This window comes from Bradyrhizobium sp. (assembly GCF_030693485.1).
Lineage (GTDB): Bacteria > Pseudomonadota > Alphaproteobacteria > Rhizobiales > Xanthobacteraceae > Bradyrhizobium.
Genome location: NZ_JAUYAN010000263.1, coordinates 1 through 21383 on the forward strand (window position 1 = coordinate 1; position 21383 = coordinate 21383).

General features: G+C 63.7%; 22 protein-coding genes, 1 tRNA gene and 1 pseudogene. 12 read left to right on the top strand and 12 right to left on the bottom strand.

The window, feature by feature from the left end; all coding sequences use genetic code 11:
* Nucleotides 1–463: 463 nt before the first annotated feature.
* Nucleotides 464–1558 (top strand): HD domain-containing phosphohydrolase, encoded by a 1095-nt coding sequence (locus Q8N40_RS19190; RefSeq protein ID WP_305712924.1) that lies wholly within the window; start codon nt 464–466, stop codon nt 1556–1558.
* Nucleotides 1559–1587: 29 nt separating this feature from the next.
* Here Q8N40_RS19190 and Q8N40_RS19195 read toward each other — a convergent pair whose 3' ends face one another.
* The 4 genes from Q8N40_RS19195 to Q8N40_RS19210 all read right to left on the bottom strand — a co-directional run bounded on the left by Q8N40_RS19195 (nt 1588) and on the right by Q8N40_RS19210 (nt 4363).
* A complete protein-coding gene (locus Q8N40_RS19195; protein WP_305322257.1) occupies nt 1588–1890 on the bottom strand; it encodes a HigA family addiction module antitoxin in 303 nt (100 codons plus the stop codon).
* A gap of 34 nt (nt 1891–1924) precedes the next feature.
* The gene (locus tag Q8N40_RS19200) at nt 1925–2206 is read right to left on the bottom strand and encodes a type II toxin-antitoxin system RelE/ParE family toxin (protein WP_305712925.1); all 282 of its coding nucleotides are present in this window, start codon (nt 2204–2206) and stop codon (nt 1925–1927) included.
* A gap of 46 nt (nt 2207–2252) precedes the next feature.
* A complete protein-coding gene (locus Q8N40_RS19205; RefSeq protein ID WP_305712926.1) occupies nt 2253–3839 on the bottom strand; it encodes an AMP-binding protein in 1587 nt (528 codons plus the stop codon).
* A gap of 104 nt (nt 3840–3943) precedes the next feature.
* A complete protein-coding gene (locus Q8N40_RS19210) occupies nt 3944–4363 on the bottom strand; it encodes a VOC family protein (RefSeq protein WP_305712927.1) in 420 nt (139 codons plus the stop codon).
* A 134-nt stretch (nt 4364–4497) separates the two neighbouring features.
* Here Q8N40_RS19210 and Q8N40_RS19215 point away from each other — a divergent pair, with 134 nt between their 5' ends.
* The 7 genes from Q8N40_RS19215 to Q8N40_RS19245 all read left to right on the top strand — a co-directional run bounded on the left by Q8N40_RS19215 (nt 4498) and on the right by Q8N40_RS19245 (nt 8526).
* Nucleotides 4498–5484, top strand: a complete 987-nt coding sequence (locus Q8N40_RS19215; RefSeq protein WP_305322253.1) for a tripartite tricarboxylate transporter substrate binding protein — start codon at nt 4498–4500, stop codon at nt 5482–5484.
* A gap of 78 nt (nt 5485–5562) precedes the next feature.
* Nucleotides 5563–5817 (top strand): DUF3551 domain-containing protein, encoded by a 255-nt coding sequence (locus Q8N40_RS19220; protein ID WP_305712928.1) that lies wholly within the window; start codon nt 5563–5565, stop codon nt 5815–5817.
* Nucleotides 5818–5955: 138 nt separating this feature from the next.
* Nucleotides 5956–6411, top strand: coding sequence for a helix-turn-helix transcriptional regulator (locus Q8N40_RS19225; protein WP_305322251.1), 456 nt, complete (start codon nt 5956–5958; stop codon nt 6409–6411).
* Complete coding sequence (locus tag Q8N40_RS19230; protein ID WP_305712942.1) at nt 6357–6755, top strand: SRPBCC domain-containing protein; 399 nt, start codon at nt 6357–6359, stop codon at nt 6753–6755. Before Q8N40_RS19225 ends, Q8N40_RS19230 begins: the two co-directional genes overlap by 55 nt.
* 18 nt (nt 6756–6773) lie before the next feature.
* Complete coding sequence (locus Q8N40_RS19235; RefSeq protein WP_305712929.1) at nt 6774–7511, top strand: thioredoxin family protein; 738 nt, start codon at nt 6774–6776, stop codon at nt 7509–7511.
* An 87-nt stretch (nt 7512–7598) separates the two neighbouring features.
* A complete protein-coding gene (locus tag Q8N40_RS19240; RefSeq protein ID WP_305712930.1) occupies nt 7599–7967 on the top strand; it encodes a DUF1428 domain-containing protein in 369 nt (122 codons plus the stop codon).
* Between the two features lie 97 nt (nt 7968–8064).
* Complete coding sequence (locus Q8N40_RS19245; protein ID WP_305712931.1) at nt 8065–8526, top strand: aminoacyl-tRNA deacylase; 462 nt, start codon at nt 8065–8067, stop codon at nt 8524–8526.
* Here the strand turns inward: Q8N40_RS19245 and Q8N40_RS19250 are convergent.
* Both Q8N40_RS19250 and Q8N40_RS19255 read right to left on the bottom strand, forming a co-directional pair.
* On the bottom strand, nt 8523–8720 hold the full coding sequence (locus Q8N40_RS19250; RefSeq protein WP_304743022.1) for a hypothetical protein: 198 nt from the start codon (nt 8718–8720) through the stop codon (nt 8523–8525). The two genes, Q8N40_RS19245 and Q8N40_RS19250, sit on opposite strands and share 4 nt — an antisense overlap.
* Before the next feature lie 44 nt (nt 8721–8764).
* A tRNA-Arg gene (locus Q8N40_RS19255) sits at nt 8765–8841 on the bottom strand.
* Nucleotides 8842–9004: 163 nt separating this feature from the next.
* Here Q8N40_RS19255 and Q8N40_RS19260 point away from each other — a divergent pair.
* The 4 genes from Q8N40_RS19260 (at nt 9005) to Q8N40_RS19275 (ending at nt 13143) form a co-directional block, all read left to right on the top strand.
* Nucleotides 9005–9478 (top strand): universal stress protein, encoded by a 474-nt coding sequence (locus tag Q8N40_RS19260; RefSeq protein ID WP_305322246.1) that lies wholly within the window; start codon nt 9005–9007, stop codon nt 9476–9478.
* 172 nt (nt 9479–9650) lie between these two features.
* Nucleotides 9651–11474, top strand: coding sequence for a cyclic nucleotide-binding and patatin-like phospholipase domain-containing protein (locus Q8N40_RS19265; protein ID WP_305712932.1), 1824 nt, complete (start codon nt 9651–9653; stop codon nt 11472–11474).
* A gap of 77 nt (nt 11475–11551) precedes the next feature.
* Entirely contained in the window at nt 11552–11779 is a 228-nt protein-coding gene (locus Q8N40_RS19270; RefSeq protein ID WP_305712933.1) for a hypothetical protein, read from the top strand.
* A 284-nt stretch (nt 11780–12063) separates the two neighbouring features.
* On the top strand, nt 12064–13143 hold the full coding sequence (locus Q8N40_RS19275; protein ID WP_305712934.1) for an LLM class flavin-dependent oxidoreductase: 1080 nt from the start codon (nt 12064–12066) through the stop codon (nt 13141–13143).
* On the opposite strand, the gene Q8N40_RS19280 is transcribed toward Q8N40_RS19275, so the two are convergent.
* The 6 genes and pseudogenes from Q8N40_RS19280 to Q8N40_RS19305 all read right to left on the bottom strand — a co-directional run bounded on the left by Q8N40_RS19280 (nt 13144) and on the right by Q8N40_RS19305 (nt 21360).
* Entirely contained in the window at nt 13144–13548 is a 405-nt protein-coding gene (locus Q8N40_RS19280) for a YccF domain-containing protein (protein ID WP_305712935.1), read from the bottom strand.
* A 78-nt stretch (nt 13549–13626) separates the two neighbouring features.
* Nucleotides 13627–14112 (bottom strand): RidA family protein, encoded by a 486-nt coding sequence (locus Q8N40_RS19285; RefSeq protein ID WP_305712936.1) that lies wholly within the window; start codon nt 14110–14112, stop codon nt 13627–13629.
* A gap of 80 nt (nt 14113–14192) precedes the next feature.
* On the bottom strand, nt 14193–16370 hold the full coding sequence (mdoH, locus tag Q8N40_RS19290) for a glucans biosynthesis glucosyltransferase MdoH (RefSeq protein WP_305712937.1): 2178 nt from the start codon (nt 16368–16370) through the stop codon (nt 14193–14195).
* On the bottom strand, nt 16358–17872 hold the full coding sequence (locus Q8N40_RS19295; protein ID WP_371135747.1) for a glucan biosynthesis protein: 1515 nt from the start codon (nt 17870–17872) through the stop codon (nt 16358–16360). Before Q8N40_RS19295 ends, mdoH begins: the two co-directional genes overlap by 13 nt.
* Before the next feature lie 226 nt (nt 17873–18098).
* Nucleotides 18099–18227 (bottom strand): annotated as a pseudogene (locus Q8N40_RS19300) (diguanylate cyclase domain-containing protein); the annotation flags it as partial.
* 16 nt (nt 18228–18243) lie between these two features.
* A complete protein-coding gene (locus tag Q8N40_RS19305) occupies nt 18244–21360 on the bottom strand; it encodes an EAL domain-containing protein (protein WP_305712938.1) in 3117 nt (1038 codons plus the stop codon).
* Nucleotides 21361–21383 lie beyond the last annotated feature (23 nt).

Consider the following 21383-nt stretch of genomic DNA (forward strand, 5'->3'; position numbering starts at 1 on the left):
ACCGGGCCGCGGCGCCGGTTTCCGCGGGGCGACGGAGGCGACAAAGGCCATAATTCTCCGGGGTGAGCGCGTGATAAGCCGTCAAGCCATTGCGCAGGGAATGTCGGATGTTCTCCGCTGCCCTGTATGCTCGTGTGCAGCTTTCTTCGTGCGACTTCGCACACGGGACCGCGGGTGCAGCGCGCATCCGGCATTCCCTGCTCCCTCGTTTGAGGGAGAACGACAGGCAAACCTCGGGCAAATCGTGCCGCGAGAACGCGGACGCATATCTGCTGGTTGAGATGAATCGCATCTCCCACCACGTCATTGCGAGCCAACGGGCTCGCAATGACGTTGAGGGTCCGCCAATCATTAAACTTGTAACGTTCGCACTAGCTCTGCATTGACGATGCCCATTAAGGCTCGAAGAACTTCTCGCGATGTAGCCTTGGTTGCAAGATTGCCGCCGCCATACCGAGGATACATGACAGCCCCACTCCCCCAGCCTTCCACCAAACGCCGGCTGCTGCTGGCGTCGGACCGGAGCGATCAGAGCAGCGAACTGGCCGGCATCCTTCAGATGGTGGGCGAGGTCGATACCGTCGCGATGGCGGATCTGCCCGAGGCGCCCGGCCAGTTTGCGGGTATCGTGGTCGATATCAATCTGCGCTCGCCCGAATGCGTTCAACTGGTCCGCAACAGACTGCGCTCGGAGCCCTATCGCGCGATGCCGCGGCTGTTCGTTCTGGCCGACGCGCTGCATCACGGCTCGATGCAGGCCTGGGCGCTCGGCGCCACCGATACCATCGCGCGGCCGTTCGATGCGCAGGCCATTCTGCAGCGCATTCGCGCGGCGTTTCCCGACAGCCATGGCTACGACGCCACCGATCGCGGCAAGGCGCTGAACCGCGGCGTCGAGGCCGCGCATGCGGTGCTGGTCAAGATGTTCGAGAAACTTCCCCAGGGCATTTCCCTGCAGTTCAGCGACATCGTGGCGGCCGAAAACAGGATTCTCAAGGCGATCAGGCACTCCTCGCTGCGCGAATGGCTGACCACGGTCGGCTGCCACCACACCGACACCTATCGCCACTGCCTGTTCGTGACCGGCTTTGCCGTCGCGTTCGCGCAACATCTCGGCATGCGCGACGACGATCAGCGCCGGCTGGTGCGCGCGGCCCTGCTGCATGACGTCGGCAAGGCTTTCATTCCCGTTGCAATCCTCGACAAGCCGGGACCGCTGTCACAGGAGGAAATTATCGAAGTCCGCCAGCATCCGCGCCGCGGCTTCGACGTGCTGGCGGCCCAGGGCGGCTTCCCGCCGGAAATGCTCGACGTGGTCCTGCATCATCACGAATTGCTCGACGGGTCAGGCTATCCCAACGCCCTGCGCGGCAACCAGATCAGCGACATCGTGCGGCTGATCACGATCGTGGATATCTATGCGGCACTGGTGGAGAAGCGCGCCTACCGGATGCAGTATACCCACGCCGCAGCGTTCGCGATGATGGAGAAGATGGGAGACAAACTCGACCAGCATTTGCTCCAGGCCTTCCGCCCGATCGCGTTCGGGTATCATTGAGGGCTTGGCGTCCGCGGCGGGCACAGGCGTTATGCCGCATCCCTTGAAACCGGGACGATCTTCGCGAGTGCCTTGCCGATGGCCTTTTCCGCCGTTGCGATATCGAACTGGGTCTGAAGGTTGAGCCAGAATCCGGCCGTCGTTCCGAAGGCTCGCGAGAGCCGAAGCGCGGTGTCGGCGGTGACATTGATTTCCTCGCGGGCGATACGTTCGATGCGCGTACGCGGCACGTCGCAAATCTTCGCCAGCGCGTAGGGTGACAGGTTCATGGGAACCAGAAATTCTTCCCGCAACACTTCGCCGGGATGCATCGGGGACAATTTTTTGGCCATGAGCTTGGTCCTTCCTCCTGCGGCGGCGCCGGATCTAGTGATAGTCAACGACTTCGACGTCAGTTGGTCCTTCCGGAGTCCTCACGAAACAAATTCGCCATTGATCGTTGATCCTGATCGAATGTTGTACCCTCCGGTCACCCACAAGCGCCTCCAGTTGGTTTCCCGGCGGCACGCGAAGATCGGTCAGTATAACGGCAGCGTCCACCATCTTGAGCTTACGTCGGGCGCCCTTGAGGATGGCCGCAGGAAAACCCTTCGGACTTTCACCCGCAAATACCAGTTGGGTCTGCTTATCGGCAAAGGTCCTGATCATGGAGTATGTATCATGTAACGATACCAAAATCAAGAATTCAGGGGCGTTACGCCAGCAGCTTCCGCAGCTCCGCCTTCGCCACCTTCTCCAGTGTCGAGCGCGGCATGTCGTCGACGAAGTGGATTTCGCGCGGCACCTTGAAGTCGGCCAGCGCGCTGCGGCAGGCGGCCATTACGGTGTCGTGCAGGTCCGCAGGCGCGCCCGCGACGCCGGCGGCGGGAATGATGAACACGACAGGCACCTCGTCGAGCATCGGGTGCTTCTTCGCCACCACCGCGGCCTCGCGCACGCCGGGCACGACCGCGATCACCTGCTCGATCTCGGAAGCCGCGACATTCTCGCCGCCGACCTTCAGCATGTCCTTGGCGCGGTCGCCGAACTTGATGAAGCCGTGGTCGAGCAACGTGACGCGGTCGCCGGTGATGAAATAGCCATGCTCGTCGTAGCTTTCGCGGGTGGCCTTCTCGTTGTGCAGATACTCCGCAAACAGCGACAGCCCGGGAACGCCCTTGATCAGCAGATTGCCGGTGCCGCCGACCGCGGTCGGCGCGCCGTCGTCATCGGCAATGCGGATGGCGTATTCCGCGGCCGCCCGGCCGATCGACATCGGGATATTGGGCTGGTCGACTTCGCCGACGATGCCGTGGGTGATGGTCTCGGTCATGCCCCACCAGCCGATCATCTTGATGCCGAAGGCGGCGAACGGCGGCGGGTCGTTGATCGCCGTGCCCCACAGCCGGAACTTGTGATTGCCGGGGATCTCATGTTCGAGCAGCGCCTTCATGCAGAACGGGATCGTCGAGGTCCAGGTGCAGCCGTGCTGCAGCGCCACGCTCCAGAACCGGCTGGCGGAAAACCGCGGCTGGATCACGCAGCTTCCGCCGACCCACAGGCTCGCCAGCATCGAATAGGCCAGCGCGTTGGTGTGGAACAGCGGCAGATAGGTCTGGTGCACGTCGCCCTGGTGCAAATCCTGGTGCGCGGCATTGATCTTGGCGCCCCACAGCGCATTGGCGTGGGTCCACAGTACCGCCTTGGGGCGCGACGTGGTGCCCGAGGTATACTGCACGCTGCAGGGGGCGAGCGGATCGGTGGCGCGGCGCGGCCGGTCGGCGCTGTCGGCGAACAGCGACTCGAAGCTTTCGCTGCGCGGGGGACTAGAACCCTGCGCCGGTGCTGCCCCGGCATCGTGCGAAATCACCGCGATCCAGCGCAGGTTCCGGCAGTTCGCGGAAATGATCTCGGCATAGGCCGGCTGGGTGATCGCGGCCACCGCGCCGCAATGACCGGCAAAATACTCCATTTCCGCCGGCGCCGAGCGGGTGTTGGTGGTCACCGCAATGGCGCCGAGTTCGACACAGGCGAACCAGGTCAGCATCGCCTCGATGCAATTGTCGAGATGGATCAGGACGTATTCGCCGGGCTTGATGCCGCGTCTGGCCAGCCCCGCGGCCAGCGCGCCGACCCGCTCGTGAAATTCGCCGTAATTCCAGCTCCGCGCCGGCGCATCGAACGGCGCCCAGATCAGAAACGGATGGTCGCGCCGCGTCTCCGCCCGCATCCGCAGCAGCCACGGCACGTCAAGCCCCGCAAACGGCCCCACGATGCCCGGTGCTGCCTGTGAACTATGCATGGACCCTCCCGCGCAGCCTTGCCGGCTGCTTCAATGCTGTTGCTTGGGAGCAGTTCTGCCATTGGATGGCGTGGGGATCAAATCGGATGACGGCGGCGCATGTGTCAGCCGGCATCATCCGCATACGACGAAATCTCGATCAAACTGCCGTCGGGATCCCGGCAATAGACACTCCGCAGCGTGCCGCGGGCGCCCTGTTTGGCGACCGGGCCTTCCTCGATCGCGACGCCATGCGCCTGCAGATGTACCACCACCTCGTCCGGCGCGCTCGAGGTGAGGAAGCACAGATCGTCGCTCCCTGCGGTTTGGTGGTCCGCGGTGAACCACTCGACCTTGTCGGCGTCGCGCGGGCGCACATTGATCTTCTGGTTCCCGAAGGTGAGCGTCGTCCGCGGCGCCTTGCCCGGGCCCGGATCGAACACCTGGACCTCCATGCCGAGGATCTTGCGATACCATTCGGCGGAACGCGCCACATCGGCGACATTGATCACGATATGATCGAGCGCGTTCACCATGACAGCCATGCATTATCCTTTCGTCGCCTCTCGGGGCGATCCGCCGCACTGGCCGTCACCCGCTTTGTTTGTTACAACGCGGCCCGTTGTCAATTCAACAGGTGCGGACCGCGATACGACGCGGCCGCCGGGAGCAAAACTGCATGACGTCACGTCGTACCGCGATTTGTCTGATCGCCACGGGTATTTCGATCGGCATTTCGGCAATTGCTTCGATCGGCAGCGCCGCGGCGCAGGATTATCCGGCCCGGCCGGTAAAATGGGTGGTCGGCTATCCGCCCGGCGGCGCCACTGATATCATTGCCCGGCTGATCGGCCAGCGGATGTCCGAGCGGCTCGGCCAGCAATTCGTGATCGAAAACAAGCCTGGCGCCGGCAACAACATCGCCACCGAGTCGGTGATCAATGCGGAACCCGACGGCTACACCATTCTGCTGGTCAATCCCGCCAACTACATCAACGCATCGCTCTACGCCAACCTGAAGTTCAACGTCGTTCGCGACCTTGCGCCGATCGCGGCGTTCAATCGCGTGCCCAACGTCATGACGGTCGCCAAGGACGTGCCGGCCAACACGGTGGCGGAGTTCATCGCCTATGTGAAGGCCAATCCGGGCAAGGTGAATCTGGCGTCGTCGGGCAACGGCACCTCGGTGCATCTGTCGGGCGAAATGTTCATGATGATGTCGGGCGTCAAGATGCAGCACATTCCCTACCGGGGTGCGGCGCCCGCGATCACCGACATGCTCGGCGGCCAGGTCCAGCTGATCTTCGACAACATGCCTTCGATCCTGCAGCATATCCGCGCCGGTTCCCTGCGCGCGCTGGCGGTGACCTCGACGACGAAATCCTCGCTGTTGCCCGACGTGCCCGTTCTCGCCGACACCATTCCGGGCTACGAGGCGAGCGCGTTGTTCGGCGCCGGGGCGCCGAAGAACACGCCGAAGGCAATCATCGAGAAGCTCAACAAGACATTCAACGAGGTGCTCGCGGAACCCGCGATCAAGGCCAGGCTGATCGATCTCGGCGGCGAGCCGCTGCCGGGGCCGCCGGAGGCTTTCGGCAAGATGATCGCGGCCGAGACCGAAAAATGGGAGAAGGTGGTCAAGGCCGCCGGCCTCAAGGTCGAGTGATCCAGGTCACGGAACGATGCAGGCGTGATCTGGTTTTCTATAGGCGGCGACGCAACCGAATATCAAGGAGACCAGATCATGCGCTACGCAACCATGGCAGTGTTGGCCATCGCGGCTGCAGGAGCGGCCACGATGGTCGGGCCAACGCCCGCCGCGGCGTACGATTACCCCTATTGCGCGCAGGGCAGGGGTGTCGGCATTCCCGGCGACTGCTCGTACCAGACCTATGCCCAATGCATGGCAAGCGCTTCCGGCCGCGGACTTTACTGCAACCTCAATCCCCGCGCCGCCTTGAATCAGCAACCGCGCGGGCGAGCCTACCGGGGTTACTGACATCCGGGGTAGCTGTCATCGCCGGTAACCGGCTCGCCGGAGGCGAGTCCGGGGGGCATGTGCCCGGACACAATGCTCCCCAATTCGTGAAAAGCCGCCGCACTTGACGCGGCGTCTTGTCCCGCTATACATAACCTAATGGTTAAGTATAGCGATGAGACCCTGAACCGTACCTTCGCAGCACTTGCGGATCCGACGCGGCGCGCGCTGCTGGCGCGGCTCGGCAGCCGGGACAGCATCTCGGTGAGCGAACTGGCGCAACCGTTCGCAATGTCGCTGCCTGCGGTCATGAAACATCTCGACGTGCTGTCGGACGCAGGCCTGGTCGCGCGCGAGAAGACCGGGCGCACCGTGGCGTGCCGGCTGACCGCCGATCCGATGGAGCAGGCGATGGCGTGGCTCAATCGCTACCAGCGCTTCTGGTCCGACAATCTCGACCGCCTTGCCGCATTCCTGGAGGAAGACACATGGCCACCGCATCCGCCGCTGCCGGCCACGCCGGGTTCGCCAGCCGGCCGAGCCTCACGCTCACGCGCCGTATCGATGCGCTCCCCGAAAAAGTCTACGCCGCGTGGACCGACCCGGAAAAAATAGCGTGCTGGTTCGGGCCCGCGCAGGTCAAGGCCGGCTCGGTACGGGCGGACATCGATCTGCGCGTCGGCGGCCGCTACCGCATCAGCTTCGAAGCCGGGGACGGCGAGTATTTTCAGGTCGACGGCGTCTACCTCGAGGTGACGCCGAACGCGCGGATCGCATTCAGCTGGGCGTGGCACTCGACGCCGGAACGGCAATCGCAGGTCACGGTGTCGCTGCAGCCCGATGGCGGCGGCACCCTGCTGACGCTGCACCATGAACAATTTTTCGACGAAGCCGCCCGCGACGGCCATGCGCGGGGATGGAGCGCATTGCTCGACAAGCTGGAAAAGTATCTCGCCTGAAGCAAAGGAGCCGCGCCCATGCAGCCGCACAAGGTCGTTTCGCGCGAGGAATGGATCGAAGCCCGCAAGGCGCATCTGACGCATGAGAAGGAATTCACCCAGGCAAGAGATCGCCTGAACGAGGAGCGTCGCGCGCTGCCCTGGGTCAAGGTCGACAAGGCCTATTCGTTCGACGGTCCAAGGGGCCCGCAGACGCTGAACGAACTGTTCGCCGGGCGGAGCCAGCTGGTGGTGCAGCACTTCATGTTCGCGCCCGACTGGAGCGAAGGCTGCAGGAGCTGTTCGTTCTGGGCCGATGGCTTCGAGCGCATGATCCCGCACCTTGCGGCCCGCGACACCACGCTGGTGGCGATATCGCGCGCACCGTTGCCCAGGCTCGCGGCGTTCAAGACGCGGATGGGCTGGACGTTCGACTGGCTGTCGTCGGCGGGAAATGACTTCAACTACGATTACGGCGTCTCGTTCACGCCGGACCAGATCAAGTCGGGCGCCAGGATCTACAATTTCGGGACCAGCGGATTTGGGGTCGAGGAAGCGCCGGGCATCAGCGTGTTCTTCCGCGACGATGCCGGCAACATCTTCCACACCTATTCCTGCTTCGCCCGCGGCCTCGATATGATGAACGCCGCCTATCACTATCTGGATTTGACGCCGCTCGGCCGCCACGAAGAGCGGTTGCCGTACCCGATGGACTGGGTGCGGCTACGTGACCAGTATCAGCCCGCGGCGGTTCCGGCATCTTGCTGCCATAAATGAAGGTTCCATCTTCATCTGCGAGCGGTCACAGACTGCGCATCCGAATGCTACGCAGCTCGTCATGGCGAACAACGAGAGGAATAATCGATGGCCTATGTTGACGGCTTTATCGTCGCGGTTCCGAAAAAGAACATCACGGCCTATCGCAAGATGTCCACCAAGGCGGGCAAGGTCTGGCGCGAACACGGCGCGCTGGATTACCGCGAATGGGTCGCCGACGACGTCAAGCCCGGCAAGCTCACGTCGTTCCCGCGGGCGGTCAAGCTGAAGCCCGGCGAAACCGTGGTGTTTGCCTGGATCACCTACAAGTCGCGCGCCCAGCGCGACAAGATCAACGCCAAGGTGATGACCGATCCGCGGCTCAAGGTCATGATGGAGTCGATGGATTCAAAGTCGGCTCCGTTCGACGGCAAGCGGATGATCTATGGCGGCTTCGAAAGCCTGGTCAAAGTTTGAGCCGGCTGCGGCGCGGAATTCTCAGGACTGCGGATAACTCGCCGCCTGCGCTGGACGCCTGCGCTGGCGACGAGTTAATTTGGCTCAACGACGGCGCATGAAATCAAGAACCGTTGCGGTCCAGGGCGTTCGCGTGAGTTTGCAGGTCACCATTCTGAAGGTCTTGGCCAGTCACGACAGTGGCAGGGCCCCGCTCACTTCTCTCAACAGGGACATCGCGATTCTCTCCGCCAGCGGCGCGGAATGGAGCGCGCGGATCAGGCGTCTGGCCGCGCGGGTTGCGGCCATCGATGTTTTCGGCTGCGGTTACGTGCAGCGCGACGCCGAGGGATGGCAGATCACCGCGGCCGGCCGGGAATTCCTCGACGCGCTTGAAGCCGTCACCCAGGACAACCGGCCGCCGGTTCCGATCCAGCGCCGGCCCGTGGTTCCCGAGGCGTCCACCCGTCCGGAAGGCGCGCTGATCGTGATCGGCCACCGGTTCAAGAGCCGGATCGGACGCCACCGCGATGCAGCCCCGCGCAATCCCAGGGCGATTCAGGACGAAAAGGCGATTTAGGCAGCGGGCCTCGCCTGTTCGCCGGCGATGGCGCGATCGATGGCGTCGATCAGGACCTGGGTTTCGATGAATTTGAGCCGCGCCCGCTCCGCCTTGTCGCGATCGAACGGCGCGGCCAGCGTCTTGGCAAAGGCGTCGCGGTCCTCGACCATGCGCTCACGCGCCTTCTTCAGCGTCTCAAGTCGCTCGCTCATGAGTTTTTTTGCTTTCTGCCGGTCCGCAAGTGCCGTCGCCGAGCTGGCGCACCCGACACGATTCGAACGTGTGACCTTTGCCTTCGGAGGGCAACGCTCTATCCAGCTGAGCTACGGGTGCGTGAGGGCCCATTTAGCCGATTGGCGGGGCAGGGGCAACGGCCCAGCCAAGGGCATTTTTTGGGGAGGAAGCCGCCCTGCCCCGGACCAAAGTCGGCTTCCTGCCCGGTCGATTAGTGCTAGCCTTCGCATGCTCGGTTTCATGGCATCTACGGGGACGTTTCATGTACAAGAAAGTTCTTCTCGCCTATGACGGCTCGGTCGAAGGACGGCGCGCGTTGCGGGAGGGTGCGAAGCTCGCGCAATTGTGTGGCGCGGAAGTCTTCCTGCTGGCGGTGGTAGAAAATGCTCCTGCGCTCGCGACCCTGGAGGGTGGGGTCGGGATCTCGATGGACGAGCAGATTTCGGCCTACAAGGCGATTCTGGCCGAAGGCGTCGAGCGGCTCAAGGCCGTGGGATTCTCGCCGACGGCACGGCTCGGCATGGGCGCTCCCGCCCAGCAGATCGCCGCGGTCGCGGAAGAGATCGGTGCGAATCTGGTTGTGGTCGGTCATCGCCCCTCCGGGCCGCTGGCGCGATGGTGGTTCGGCTCGGTCGGCACCTATCTCACCGATCAGCTTCGCTGCAGTGTCCTGATCGCCCAGACCGAAATCGGCGACGATCAATTTGCCCAACTGCTGACGCCACCCGCTGCATAGCGCCTCCCAAGCGTTGCACCGCGACACGAGGCTGCAAGGGGGCCGCCTTCGTTCGCGGGCGCAGCAAAGCCTAAATCGCTCGCCGTGACGGCGGGCGGGCGATACATTGGCCGCCGATCAGAACCGGGTATGGCCAATGGATGGGCTGAACTCGACAGTCGTGGGGGGAAACGTGTCCGAGAATTTCGCACTGTTCAGAACGCTCAGTTCCGAACAGCGGCGGAAGGCTGTTCGCGCGATGATCCGCCGCGATCTGGTGCGCGGGCAGCTGCTGGTGGGGCAGGGCGAGCCTTCGGACGCCCTGTTCATCGTGCTGCATGGCGCGCTCGCGGTCCGCAAATCGGGCGATCTCGCACCGATAGCTGAGCTTCGCGCCGGCGAACTGGTCGGCGAAATCGGCTTCTTCGCCAATGTGCCGCGCACCGCCGATGTGATCGCGATCCGCGACACCAGCGTGCTGGTGCTGACGCGCGCCGCCTATCAGGAACTGGCCGAACACACCCCTGAAATCGTCGAGGCGGTACTCGCGGCGCTGGCGCTGCGCTTTGCCCGGGAAACGGCGCGCCTCATCCCGATCCGCGCTTCGCCGACGGCGCGAACGGTGGCGCTGATCCAGGGCGGATATGAAACGGTCCCGCCGGATTTCGATCGCCGCCTGCGCGTCGGGCTGGCGGCGACCCGTGCCGAAATCGTCGATCCCGCCCGGCTCGAAGCCATGTTTCCCGGCCGGGCGCTGGATTCGTCCGAAGTTACCGACTGGCTCAACAAGATCGAGCAGACCGCGCCGCTGGTGGTCTATCTCGGCGGCCGCGACGATTCGGTCTGGGCCCGCAAGGCCATTCGCCAGGCCGACATGGTGGTGTTCGTCACCCAAGGCAAGGCGCCGGTCGCCGGTGTGCTGACGGAGGTCGAGACCTTCGCCTGCGGGATTCATCCGGCGTCGGCGCGCCGGCTGGTTCGCATTCACGCGCAGCGCAGCGGCGAGGTCAGCGGCACCGCGGCCTGGCTCGCCCGCCTGCCATGTTTCATGAATCACCATGTCGCGCTGCAGGACCAGGCCGATATCGACAGCCTGATCCGCTTCATGTCCGGCCGCGCGCTCGGCTTCGTCGCGGCCGGCGGCGGCGCCTTCGGATCGGCGCATGTCGGTATCTACCGGGCGTTCCGCGAGCGCGGCGTCGTGTTCGATATCTTCGTCGGCACCAGCGTCGGCTCGGCGATGGCGGCGGGTTTCGCCAAGAATCACGAGGCCGATCATCTCGAGCGCGGCACCCACGAGATCTTCGTGAAAAGCCGCAGCTTCCGGCGGCCGACCTGGCCGCGCTATGCCCTGCTGGATCACAAGGCGTTCGATCGCGCGCTGGCCGATCAATATGGCGACCAATGCCGGATCGAGGATTGCTGGCGGCCGTTCGCGGCGGTCGCGACCAATCTGTCCACCCACAATCTCGAACTGATCCGCTCGGGGCTGCTCTGGCAGGCGGTGCGCGCCTCCAGCGCGATCCCCGGACTGTTGCCGCCATTCTATACGCCGGACGGCGCGATGCTGGTCGACGGTTGCCTGATCGACAATGTGCCGCTGGCGCAGATGCACCAGCTGAAGAGCGGTCCCAATCTGGTGGTGCATTTCGGCGATCCCGCCGAGGAGATGTTCGACGTCGACTACGCCGAACTGCCCGGGCGGTTCGAACTCGCCATGGCGATGCTGACGCCGTTCCGCAAGAAACTGCTGCCCGCGGCGCCAAGCGCGGTCAACGTGCTGTGGCGAAGCCTGGTGGCGCATCAGCGCTACGACACGCTGCCCACCGCGCCGCACGATCATGTGATGCGGCCGCCGCTTTCGCCCGATATCGGCGTCACCGAATTCGAACGCCATACCGAGATTTTCGACGCGTCCTATCTCTGGGCCCGCGAAGCCATCGCGGCGCTGGAGGTGGAAGGCAACCCGGCGATCGAAGCCATCCTCGCCACCGCCGATACGGTAACGACGCGATGACGCCGGATTGCCATGCTGCCGGCCAGGTTCCAGCGTAACGCGGCCCCGCGACCGCCACCCCAGCCGATGATCCGTGCATGACGTCTTCCAATATCGAACCTCTGGCCCGCGCGATGGCCGAGCGGATCTGCCGCCGCAGCGGCATGGCGGAGGCTGACGTGCCGCGCTGGGTCGATCTGCACTGGCCCTGCGCCGCCGCGATGCTGGAGACCGGCGTGATGGATGAGAGCGGCGAATGGGTCGAGAACAGGGACGTCCGTTTGGGCCTGGAAGCCTATCGCGAACGGCTCAAGGGACCGACGTGAAGACGGCACCGCCGCGCACGAGGCCGGCGCGCTCCGCTCACGCTCCGGAGCCGCCGTCGCCGAAGCGTCGCCGGTAAGCATCGATGTAGGCCCGCACGGTTGTGGCTGCCCAAGCAGTTGCTGCCGGAATCGGTAGGCTGCTTCAAGATCCGAGCGGCGCCGGTTATATCTGCCCCTGAGGCAATGGCTGGGGCGTCCGGCGATATCCGATTGTCCTGCCGGACGCGGACTGTAGACTGCTCCCCGAGAAACAGCGCGGCGAAGCCGCCATCAGGGAGAACTGCATGCGTCCGCTCGAATTCGGCTGGTATTTGCCTACGCATGGCGACACCACCGCCTATGGCGTGCCGGAGGCCCAGGTGCCGGGATCGCCAGAACTGTGCGACCGCGTGGTGCAGGCCGCCGAGGCCGCCGGTTTTGAGTATCTGCTGATCCCGGTCGGCTCGGTGTGCTGGGAGGCCTGGATCACCGGCGCGTTCATGGCGGCGCGGTCGTCGAAGATCAAGCCGCTGATCGCGGCCCGGCCCGGCTACATCAATCCCGTGCTGCTGGCCAAGATGATCTCGACCTTCGACCAGATGTCGGGCGGGCGCATCTGCATCAACCTGATCGCCGGCCAGAACGAAAGCGAAGTCGAAGGCGAGGGCGTGCGCTACGCCAAGGAGGAGCGCTACGCGCTGATGGAGGAGGAGGTCTCGATCCTGAAAGCGCTGTGGACCACGCGCGGCCCGGTTCACTTCGAGGGAAAATTCCACACGCTGTCCGGCGCGCATATCCGGCCGCGCCCGCTGCAGCAGCCATTTCCGAAATTCTATCTCGGCGGCGGCTCGCGGCCGGCCTGGGAAATGTCGGCAAAACATTCCGACGTGCATCTGTTCTGGGGCGACCTGCCGGAGCGTATTGCCGCCAACATCGCCGAGATCAGGGAGATGGCGCGCGCCCATGACCGGGAGAATGCCATCGGCTTCGGTATGCGGCTGCAGGTGATCTGCCGCGAAGACGAAGCGGACGCATGGGAGGCCGCCGACGTGCTGGTGCGCGACGCCACCGAGCGGCAGAAGCAGGAGATGAAGACGCTCTATAACAAGTCGGAGGCCAACCGGCGCGTCCAGGAACTGGCGCGCGAGCACGGCGATCTCCTGATGCCGCATCTGTGGACCGGCATTACCAAGGTCCGCCCCGGCGCCGGCATCGCGGTGGTCGGCAATCCCGCCCAATGCGCCGACACATTCCAGCAATTCATCGACGCCGGCTGCCATTCATTCTGCCTGTCGGGCTACCTGCACGACGAGGAAGCCGAACGTTTTGGCCGATTGATCCGCCCCATCCTGGCCGAGAACAATCGTGGCCGGCTGGCGGCGTAGCTATGCCGGCACGATGACCTTGCCGATTGGCCAGAGCGCGATGCCGGCGAGTTTGAGGTGCGCCCATGCGAAGGGAATGCCGATAATGGTCACCGCCAGAATGACCGCGGTGACGAGGTGGCCGAGCGCCAGCCACCAGCCCGCCAGCACCAGCCAGATCAGATTGCCGATCATGCCCAGCGCCCCGGTGCCGATATCGGGCTGGCCTGTCACCTCGTCGCGGCGTACCGCCCGGGAGCCGAACGGCAGCAGGGTATAGACCGCGATATTGAACGCGGCCCTTGCCCAGGGCAGGCCGATGATGGTGATGGCCATGACGACGGCGGCGATCATCCAGCCAAAGGCCATCCACGCGCCGCCGAGCAGAATCCAGAAAATGTTCAGAAGGATGGAAACAGGTTGCATGCGGTTGCTTCGAAGCTGGAGGGACGGACGTGCCTGGATACTATGGCGATCTGCCGGAACAATCCCATGAATTTGCGGCTAATCCGCGATCTGGACCTCGCCCTCGATTTCCACCGGCATCCCGAACGGCAATTCGGCCATGCCCACCGCGCTGCGGGCGTGGGCGCCGGCCTCGGGTCCCCACAGTTCGAGGATCAGGTCGGAGAAGCCGTTGATGATTGCGGGTTGCTGCACGAAGCCGGGCGCCGAGTTGACCATGCCGAAAATCCGCACCCAATGCGAAATGCGGTCGAGCTCGCCGAGCGCGCGCTTGAGTGAGCCCAGCATCGACAGCGCCGTGAGCCTTGCGGCGAAGTAGCCTTGTTCGAGTGTCAACTCGGCTCCGACCTTGCCGAGCGGCTTGGCGAGCGGTCCTTCCGGGCTCTGCGGCCCGTGCCCGGCGATCACGGCCCGGTTGCCGATTTGGCGAACATGGACGAAGGGCAGGTGCATGCCGGGCGGCGGCGCGAAGGCCGGCGGCAGGATCAGGCCGAGAGTTGCGAGGCGGGATTCGATGTTGGTCATGGCGGACTCGTTTAGCATCGTTGCAAGGAAAGTCTTAGCTGAAAACGCCGGCCTGTGCCGCCGTAGGCCGGATACGGATGTCAGAACGCCGGTTTGAGGCGTGAGCCCGTCCCGTCGGCACTGATCGGCAACTCCAGCAGAGCCTGAAGCAGCGGCGCCGAGTTGAGAGCGGCGAACGTCTGATGCGTATTCAGAAACCGCAACGCTTCCTCCAGGCTTTCGGCGTCCTCGATCTTCGCCCGGGCGATAGCAAGATGCGGATTGACCTGCCCCCGAATGCGCTTGCTGGCCGGCAGGTTGTTCACATGCGCATCCAGCAGGCCGGTATCGTTGCGCAGTTCCAGCACTGGACAACCGATCGCGGTCGGCGCGGCCGTGGCCAGTTGATTGGCGCGGACCAGCACCTGCGGCGGCGATGTCTGTTCCGGGGTTGCGAACAGCCTGGGCGGGCGGCCGGCACCGCCTGAAGACCCCGACGACAGCAGCGCGATCGGTATGGCCAGCAGCAGGCCGATGATGACCGGTGTCATCCACAACAACAGCGGCAACGACACCGCATAGCCAGCGATGGCCATCACGATTCCGACCAGCGTGGGGAGCGCGTATCTCCGCACGGTCTCGCTGCGCGGAACGCCGCCATCATCGCGGCGCTGGACCTGCCAGCCGGCATCGCGCCCCAGCAGAATCTCTCCGACCGCGGTGGACTGGAAGATCATCATCACCGGCGCGATCAGGCTGGACAGCAATGTTTCGATCAGGATGCCGACCAGAGCGACGAAACCTCCGCCAAAGCGCTTGCGTGTCTCGCGTTGCGTCAGCAACAGCAGGAAGGCCAGCAGCTTGGGCACGATCAGCAATCCCATCGTACCGAGGAAGACCCAGGCGGCTAGCACGGGATCCTGGGCCGGCCATTGTGGAAACAACGAACCTTTCGAAAAATATTCGGGCCTGACGAACTGCGCCTGCAACGAAATCAGGATCCCCAGAGCCAGAAAGATCAGCCAGAGCGGGGCGGTCAGATACGATCCTATGCCGGTAAGCAAATGAAGCCGCGACACCCAGTGCAGGCCGCGCGCGGGGAGAACCGCCAGATGCTGCAGGTTGCCCTGGCACCATCGCCGGTCGCGCGCGGCGAAATCCAGCAGCGAAGGCGGGCATTCCTCGAAACTGCCGCCAAGCATCGGGGCCATGTGGATGGCCCAACCCGCGCGCCGCATCAGCGCCGCCTCGACAAAATCGTGGCTGAGGATGTGCCCGCCGAACGGTTTACGACCGCGCAATTCCGGAAGGCCCGCGTCCTGCGCAAACGCACGTACCCGGATGATAGCGTTATGCCCCCAGTAATTGCCTTCCGATCCGTGCCACCACGCGATCCCGGCGGCGATCAGCGGGCCGTAAAGCCTGCCCGCAAACTGCTGCAACCGCGCGAACAACGTCCTGGCATTGACCACGATCGGCAGGGTCTGAATCAGGGCGACGTTGGGATGCGATTCCATGGCGGCGGCCAGCCGCACAATGGTGTCGCCCGTCATCAGGCTGTCGGCATCGAGGATGATCATGTGATCGTAGCCGCCGCCGAACCGCTTGACCCAGTCCTCGATGTTGCCCGACTTCCGCGCCGTGTTCGCGGGACGATGACGGTAGAACAGCCCGGTGCCGGCTTCGCGGCGAAGCTGCATGAAGCATTTTTCTTCCGCGATCCAGAGCGAAGGATCGGTAGTATCGCTCAGCACGTACCAGTCGAACTGCGACGCGCTTCCGGTTTCTCCGACCGACTCATGGATCGCACGAAGTCGCGCCATGACCCGGTAGGGGTCCTCATTGTAGGTCGGCAGCAGCATCGCGTTGCGGCTTCGGAGTTGAGGGAGCGACGAATCGGAGTCGATTCCCAGCGCGTCCCCCTGCCGGAACAGCAGCACGAAGAAACCTGCCAGCGAGGACGTGAACGAGAATGCGATCCATGCGAACAACAGAGCGAACAGAACCAGCACCATCGCTTCCAGCGTGGTGATGCCGCCGACCTGCAGAACCTGATACATTTCGTAACAGCCGCCGAGCGTCAGCGCCGCGGTGCCGGTGAAAATATAGGAGCGCCGGAGTGTGAGAGAGTTCGGGGTAAAGTCGGCCGCACCGCTGCCTCTCTCAAAATTCCGCAACGCCCGCGTCGACATTTCGAGCGCCGACTCCGGTGGCAGGAATGCGACCTGCTCGCTGCTGCCGGGGCGCCGCTCCAGGGTGGAAGATGTTAGGGCGTCCATCGATAAACCCAGACCTCGGAGATCGGGTCGTTGTCCTGCATCAGGGACGCCCGAATCTCGATCGGAATTTTATCCTTGATCGAAAGCTCGAAACTCAGCCTCCAGCCGCGGATCGCTGCATTGGGCTGGGTGACGACGTTCTGGACCTTGCCCTTTTCAGCGGTGACGACGCCGCGAATCTTCTTGGGATCGAGGCCTTTCAGCTTTTCGCCGACCAGGTCGAGCACGAAAAGCTTGGTGTCTTCGCCGCGCGCGCCGACACCGGTGCGGGAGAACCGTGCCAATGAGGTGGGCTTGGGATTGTCCGGTCCCCAGTGCAGCCGATATGTGTAGGTGTGCTCCCCCTTGGCTTGCAGTGGCGCCTTGGGCAGCCAGAAGGCGGCAATATTGTCGTGGACTTCCTCCTTGGTCGGAATTTCGACCAGCTGCACCGAGCCCTCGCCCCAGTCGCCGATCGGTTCGGCCCACAGGCTCGGCCGCCGTTCAAAGGCGGATTCGATGTCTTGATATGCCGCGAAGTCCTTCTGGCGCTGCATCAGTCCGAATCCGCGAGGGTTCAGGTCGGAAAACGTGCTGATCTGCAGATCGCGCGGGTTGTGGAGGGGACGCCAAAGCTCCTCGCCTCTGCCGTTGAAGATGGCAACGCCGTCGGAATCGTGGACCGAGGGACGGAAATCGTCGACGTCGATCCGGTCGTTGGGCCCGAAGAAGAACATGCTCGTCATTGGCGCCAACCCGACATGCTGCAGGTTCACCCTCGGATAGATCGCCATCTCGACATCAAAGACGGTGGTTTCGCCGGGCCTTATGGTGAAGCGGTACGCCGCGGCCGCGCTCTCGCCGTCCAGCAAGGCGTGCACGACAATAGAAGAGGCGTTCGCAGCGGGCTTCTCGATCCAGAACGCCTTGAATTGCGGAAACTCCTCGCCCTTGGTCTGGCCGGTATTGATCGAAAGCCCGCGCGCGGAGAGGCCATATTGCTCTCCTCTTGCGATGGCACGGAAATAACTCGCGCCGAGGAAGACGCAAACCTCGTCGTAGTAATCCGGCTTGTTGATCGGGGCATGAAGGCGAAAACCACCGAAGCCGAGATCGACCCCCGGCCTGGGCGGTGGCGTATCTCCGAACGAGAACTGTTCTGGCTGATAGATCACCTTGGTCGCCAGGCCATTGGCGACTTCATAAATGTCCACCCGGTTGGCATAGAAGAAGCCCCGATGAAAAAACTGAACCTGGAACGGGAGTTTCTCATCGCGCCAAAGCGCGCGGTCCGGCAGGAACCGGATGGCGCGATAACGGTCGTAGTCGAGATCCTTCAGATTATCCGGCAGCTTGCTGTCTGGCGCCTTGAATGGCTTGCCGGCGGCATCGCGTGCCATCTGCCGCACGCTGGACCGTTCGAACGGCACGGGCTGAGCGCTCGCGGGCGTGAAAAGCCCCCGCGCGGAGGATGCCACCAGCGGTAACGCAACTGAAATTTGCAGAAAATCCCGACGGTTCACTGGGCCTCCACGGAAACGGCGCTTGCCACGGAAGGAAACTCCGCTGTGAGCGTCGGGTTCCGCGGCCGGAACAGCTAACTGCACAGGTTTGCTCGCGGTAGCTCGCTGTTGCGTGGATGCGGCCAATCCTGTCCGGCGTTACCGTTTCGCCCGTCGAGACGGATTCTGTTCGCCCTTCTTTCCTGCCATGCAGCTTGGAAAAGTCGGCCAGCATGGTGTCGGCGGAGATCACGCGGTTTCTGCCCATGTGCTTGGCGGCATAGAGCGCCTGATCGGCCTGCCCGAGAAACCCGTCGGGCCCAACATCGCTGCCGGGGGCCAGCGCCGCCACGCCGACGCTGAGCGTGACCCACGGTCCCGCAATCGTTCAGTCATCGAGCCGCGGCGGTTACCGTCACCGGACGCGGGTCGAACAAATATCTCACTTCCGGACCGGGCTTCGCGGCGCTGAACAGGTAACCCTGCATCTCGGTGCAACCGAGCGCGCGAAGCAGATCCTTCTGTTCCTGCGTCTCGACGCCTTCGGCTGTTGTCGTCATGTTGCGGGAAGCGGCGATGTTCACGACGGCCTGCACGATCGCCGACGAGCCGTCGACTTCCGTGATGTCGCCGACGAAGCATCTGTCGATCTTGATCTTGTCGAACGGGAACCGCTTCAGGTAGCTCAGCGAGGAATAGCCGGTGCCGAAATCGTCCAGCGCGATGCGCACGCCGATCTCGCGCAGCTGATGCAGGATGGTGAGCGCGGTCTCGTCGTCGCGAATCAGCACCGCCTCGGTGATTTCGATTTCCAGCCGGCTGGCCCGCAGGCCGGAACCCGCCAACGCGCTCGCGATCTTCAGCGCCAGCGTCGGGCATTTCAATTGAACCGGCGAGACGTTGACGGCGACGCGGATGTGGTCTGGCCAGGTGGCCGCCTCGGCGCAGGCGGTCTTCAGCACCCATTCGCCGAGCTCGACGATCAGGCCGGTATCCTCTGCCACCGGGATGAATTCGGCGGGCGAGATCATGCCGCGTTCGGGATGGCGCCAGCGCAGCAGGGCCTCGCAGCCGGTCACTTCGTCGCGGTGAAGGTCGACCAGCGGCTGGTAGTGGATTTCAAAGCCGCCATCGACCAGCGCCTGGCGCAGGTCCTGCTCCATGGCAAGCCGCGCCTTCGCGCAGGCATCCATCGCCGGCTCGAAGAAGCGATGGGTTCGGCGCCCTCCGGCCTTGGCGCCATACATCGCCAGATCGGCGTTCTTGATCAATTGATCCAGATCGGTGCCGTCCTGCGGCGCCAGTGCAATGCCGATACTGGCGTCGGTGGAGAGCTGGTGGCCGAGGCATTGATAGGGCTGCCGGATCAATTCGTGAATGCGGGTGACGAATTCCACGACATCGCCGACGTTCCGGACACCGGTCTGGATCACCGCAAACTCGTCACCGCCAAGCCGCGCGATCAGATCGCCATCGCCGAGGCAGCTCCGGATCCGGTCGGCCACCGCCTTCAGCAGTTCATCGCCGACGTGGTGTCCCAGCGAGTCGTTGATGCCCTTGAACTCGTCGATATCGATATAGAGCAGGGCGAACTGCTCGCCCCCGCTGGTTCGCTGCAATTCGCGCTCGATCTGCTTGCGAAACAGCACCCGGTTCGGCAGGTCGGTCAGCGCGTCGTAATGCGCGAGGTGCGCGATCTTCTCGTCGGCGCGCCGGCGCTCGGTGACGTCGTGGACGACGTTGATGATGTACCGGGTTTGGCCGGCCTGGTCCGGAATGCCGATTCGCCTCGATGTGATGAAGCGCTTGCCCCGCGCCTCGCTTTCCCACAGGTCTGCATGCTCGTCCCGGAACAGGCCGTCGGCGGATAGCAGCGTCGCGTCATCGTCTGCCGCAATGATGTTGGCGACCGCCGTTGAAAACAGATCCTGCGCCGTCTTGCCGATGACGGCCTCTCGAGGCAGGCCGAATTGAGCTTCGGCCACGCGATTGATGAGGAGATATCGACGATCGCGCGCATCCTTGACGGTGATCTGCGTCGGAATGTGATCGACGATCTGGCGCAGGAAGGCATAATTGCGGTCGCGTTCCTGTTCCAGGTGCTGGCGCTCCGTGATGTCTTCGATCGTGGCAACCCACCCGCCCTGCGCCAGCGGCTTGTTGACGATCAGATACGACCGCCCGCCGCTCTCCATGGTCATGTGCGTGACTATGCCCTGCGCGACGTTGCGCATGATGGAGGAACAGAATTCGTTGACGTCGCCGTCAAAGGATCCGGTGTCCTGACGATGCTGGATCAGATCGCGGAAACGGCACCCCGGCTTGACGATGTCGGTCGACAGCCCGTACATGTCGATGTAGCGACGGTTGCAGAGGATGATGCGCGCCGATCCGTCATACAGCACGAGGCCCTGCGTCATATTGTTGAGGGCGGTGTCGAGCTGCTGCTTCTGCAGGCCCAGCCGCTGCCGCGATTCATGGTTCTGGCGGGTCACCTGCCGGATGATCAGGAACAGCATGAAGGCGATTACCAGCGCCGACAACACGGCGGCGGCAATCATGAACCTGGTTTGCGCCTGCCAGTCCGCCAGCGCGGCGGAGACCGTCGTGGTCGCGACCACGACAATCGGAAGACGGCGCAGCGGCGCCGCCGAGCCGAGCCGGTCCGTGCCATCGACGGGACTTTTCACGCGAAGGGTCTGGCGGCCTCCGTCGGTCAGGACCTTGTTCAGAAGGGGCGCGTTCCTGAATTTCTGTCCGACGCTGGAACTGGCATTTGGGTAGCGTGCCAGCATCGTTCCATCGGTGTGAAACATGGAAATCGCCGCGCCTTTGCCGAGCGCGACGGATGCGAAGAATTCTTCAAAATGAGCAGGATCGATCCGTCGCGCCATTACTCCGAGAAAAACCCCGTTACGGCCACTGAGCCGATGAGCGATGACGGTGCTCCAGTCGCCGGTCATCGGGCTGCGGGCCGACTCGGCCACCGCAATCTGCAACCCGGCGTCCGACTTAAAGCTCTTGAAGTAGCTCCGGTCGGCAATGCTGATGGCGGGCAGCGGCCAGGTTGCCGACGAGTTGATCAGCTTGCCGTCTGCATCAAAAATGCCGGCGGTGCCGATATTGGACAGCAGGTTGACCTTGGACTTCAGGATCAGGTGGGCATCGTGGCTCGACATCCATATTCTGAATGTTTCCGGCGAGTCGATCTCCGAGAACTGCATTCTGGCAATCACGTCGTTGGCAACGATCTCGGAGTCTTCAAACTGCTGTTCGAAGTGCCGGGTGAGCAGCAGCACGGTGTTTTCGAGTTCGCGTTCGCTATTGGTGAGGGCACGCTCGCGGAACTCGCCGACCATCATCATGGTGCCGACGATGATCGTCGCGACCAGCAGGCCGCCGCACAGGATCAGCGACAGGATCGGCCCTTGGCGCATCGACGCGAAAAGGCCATGCGATCCGATCGCCTTGGCCAAACCGCCCCACCGGCCGGAATTCGACTTTTGCATTCCCCACTCCCTGAGGAGATGAA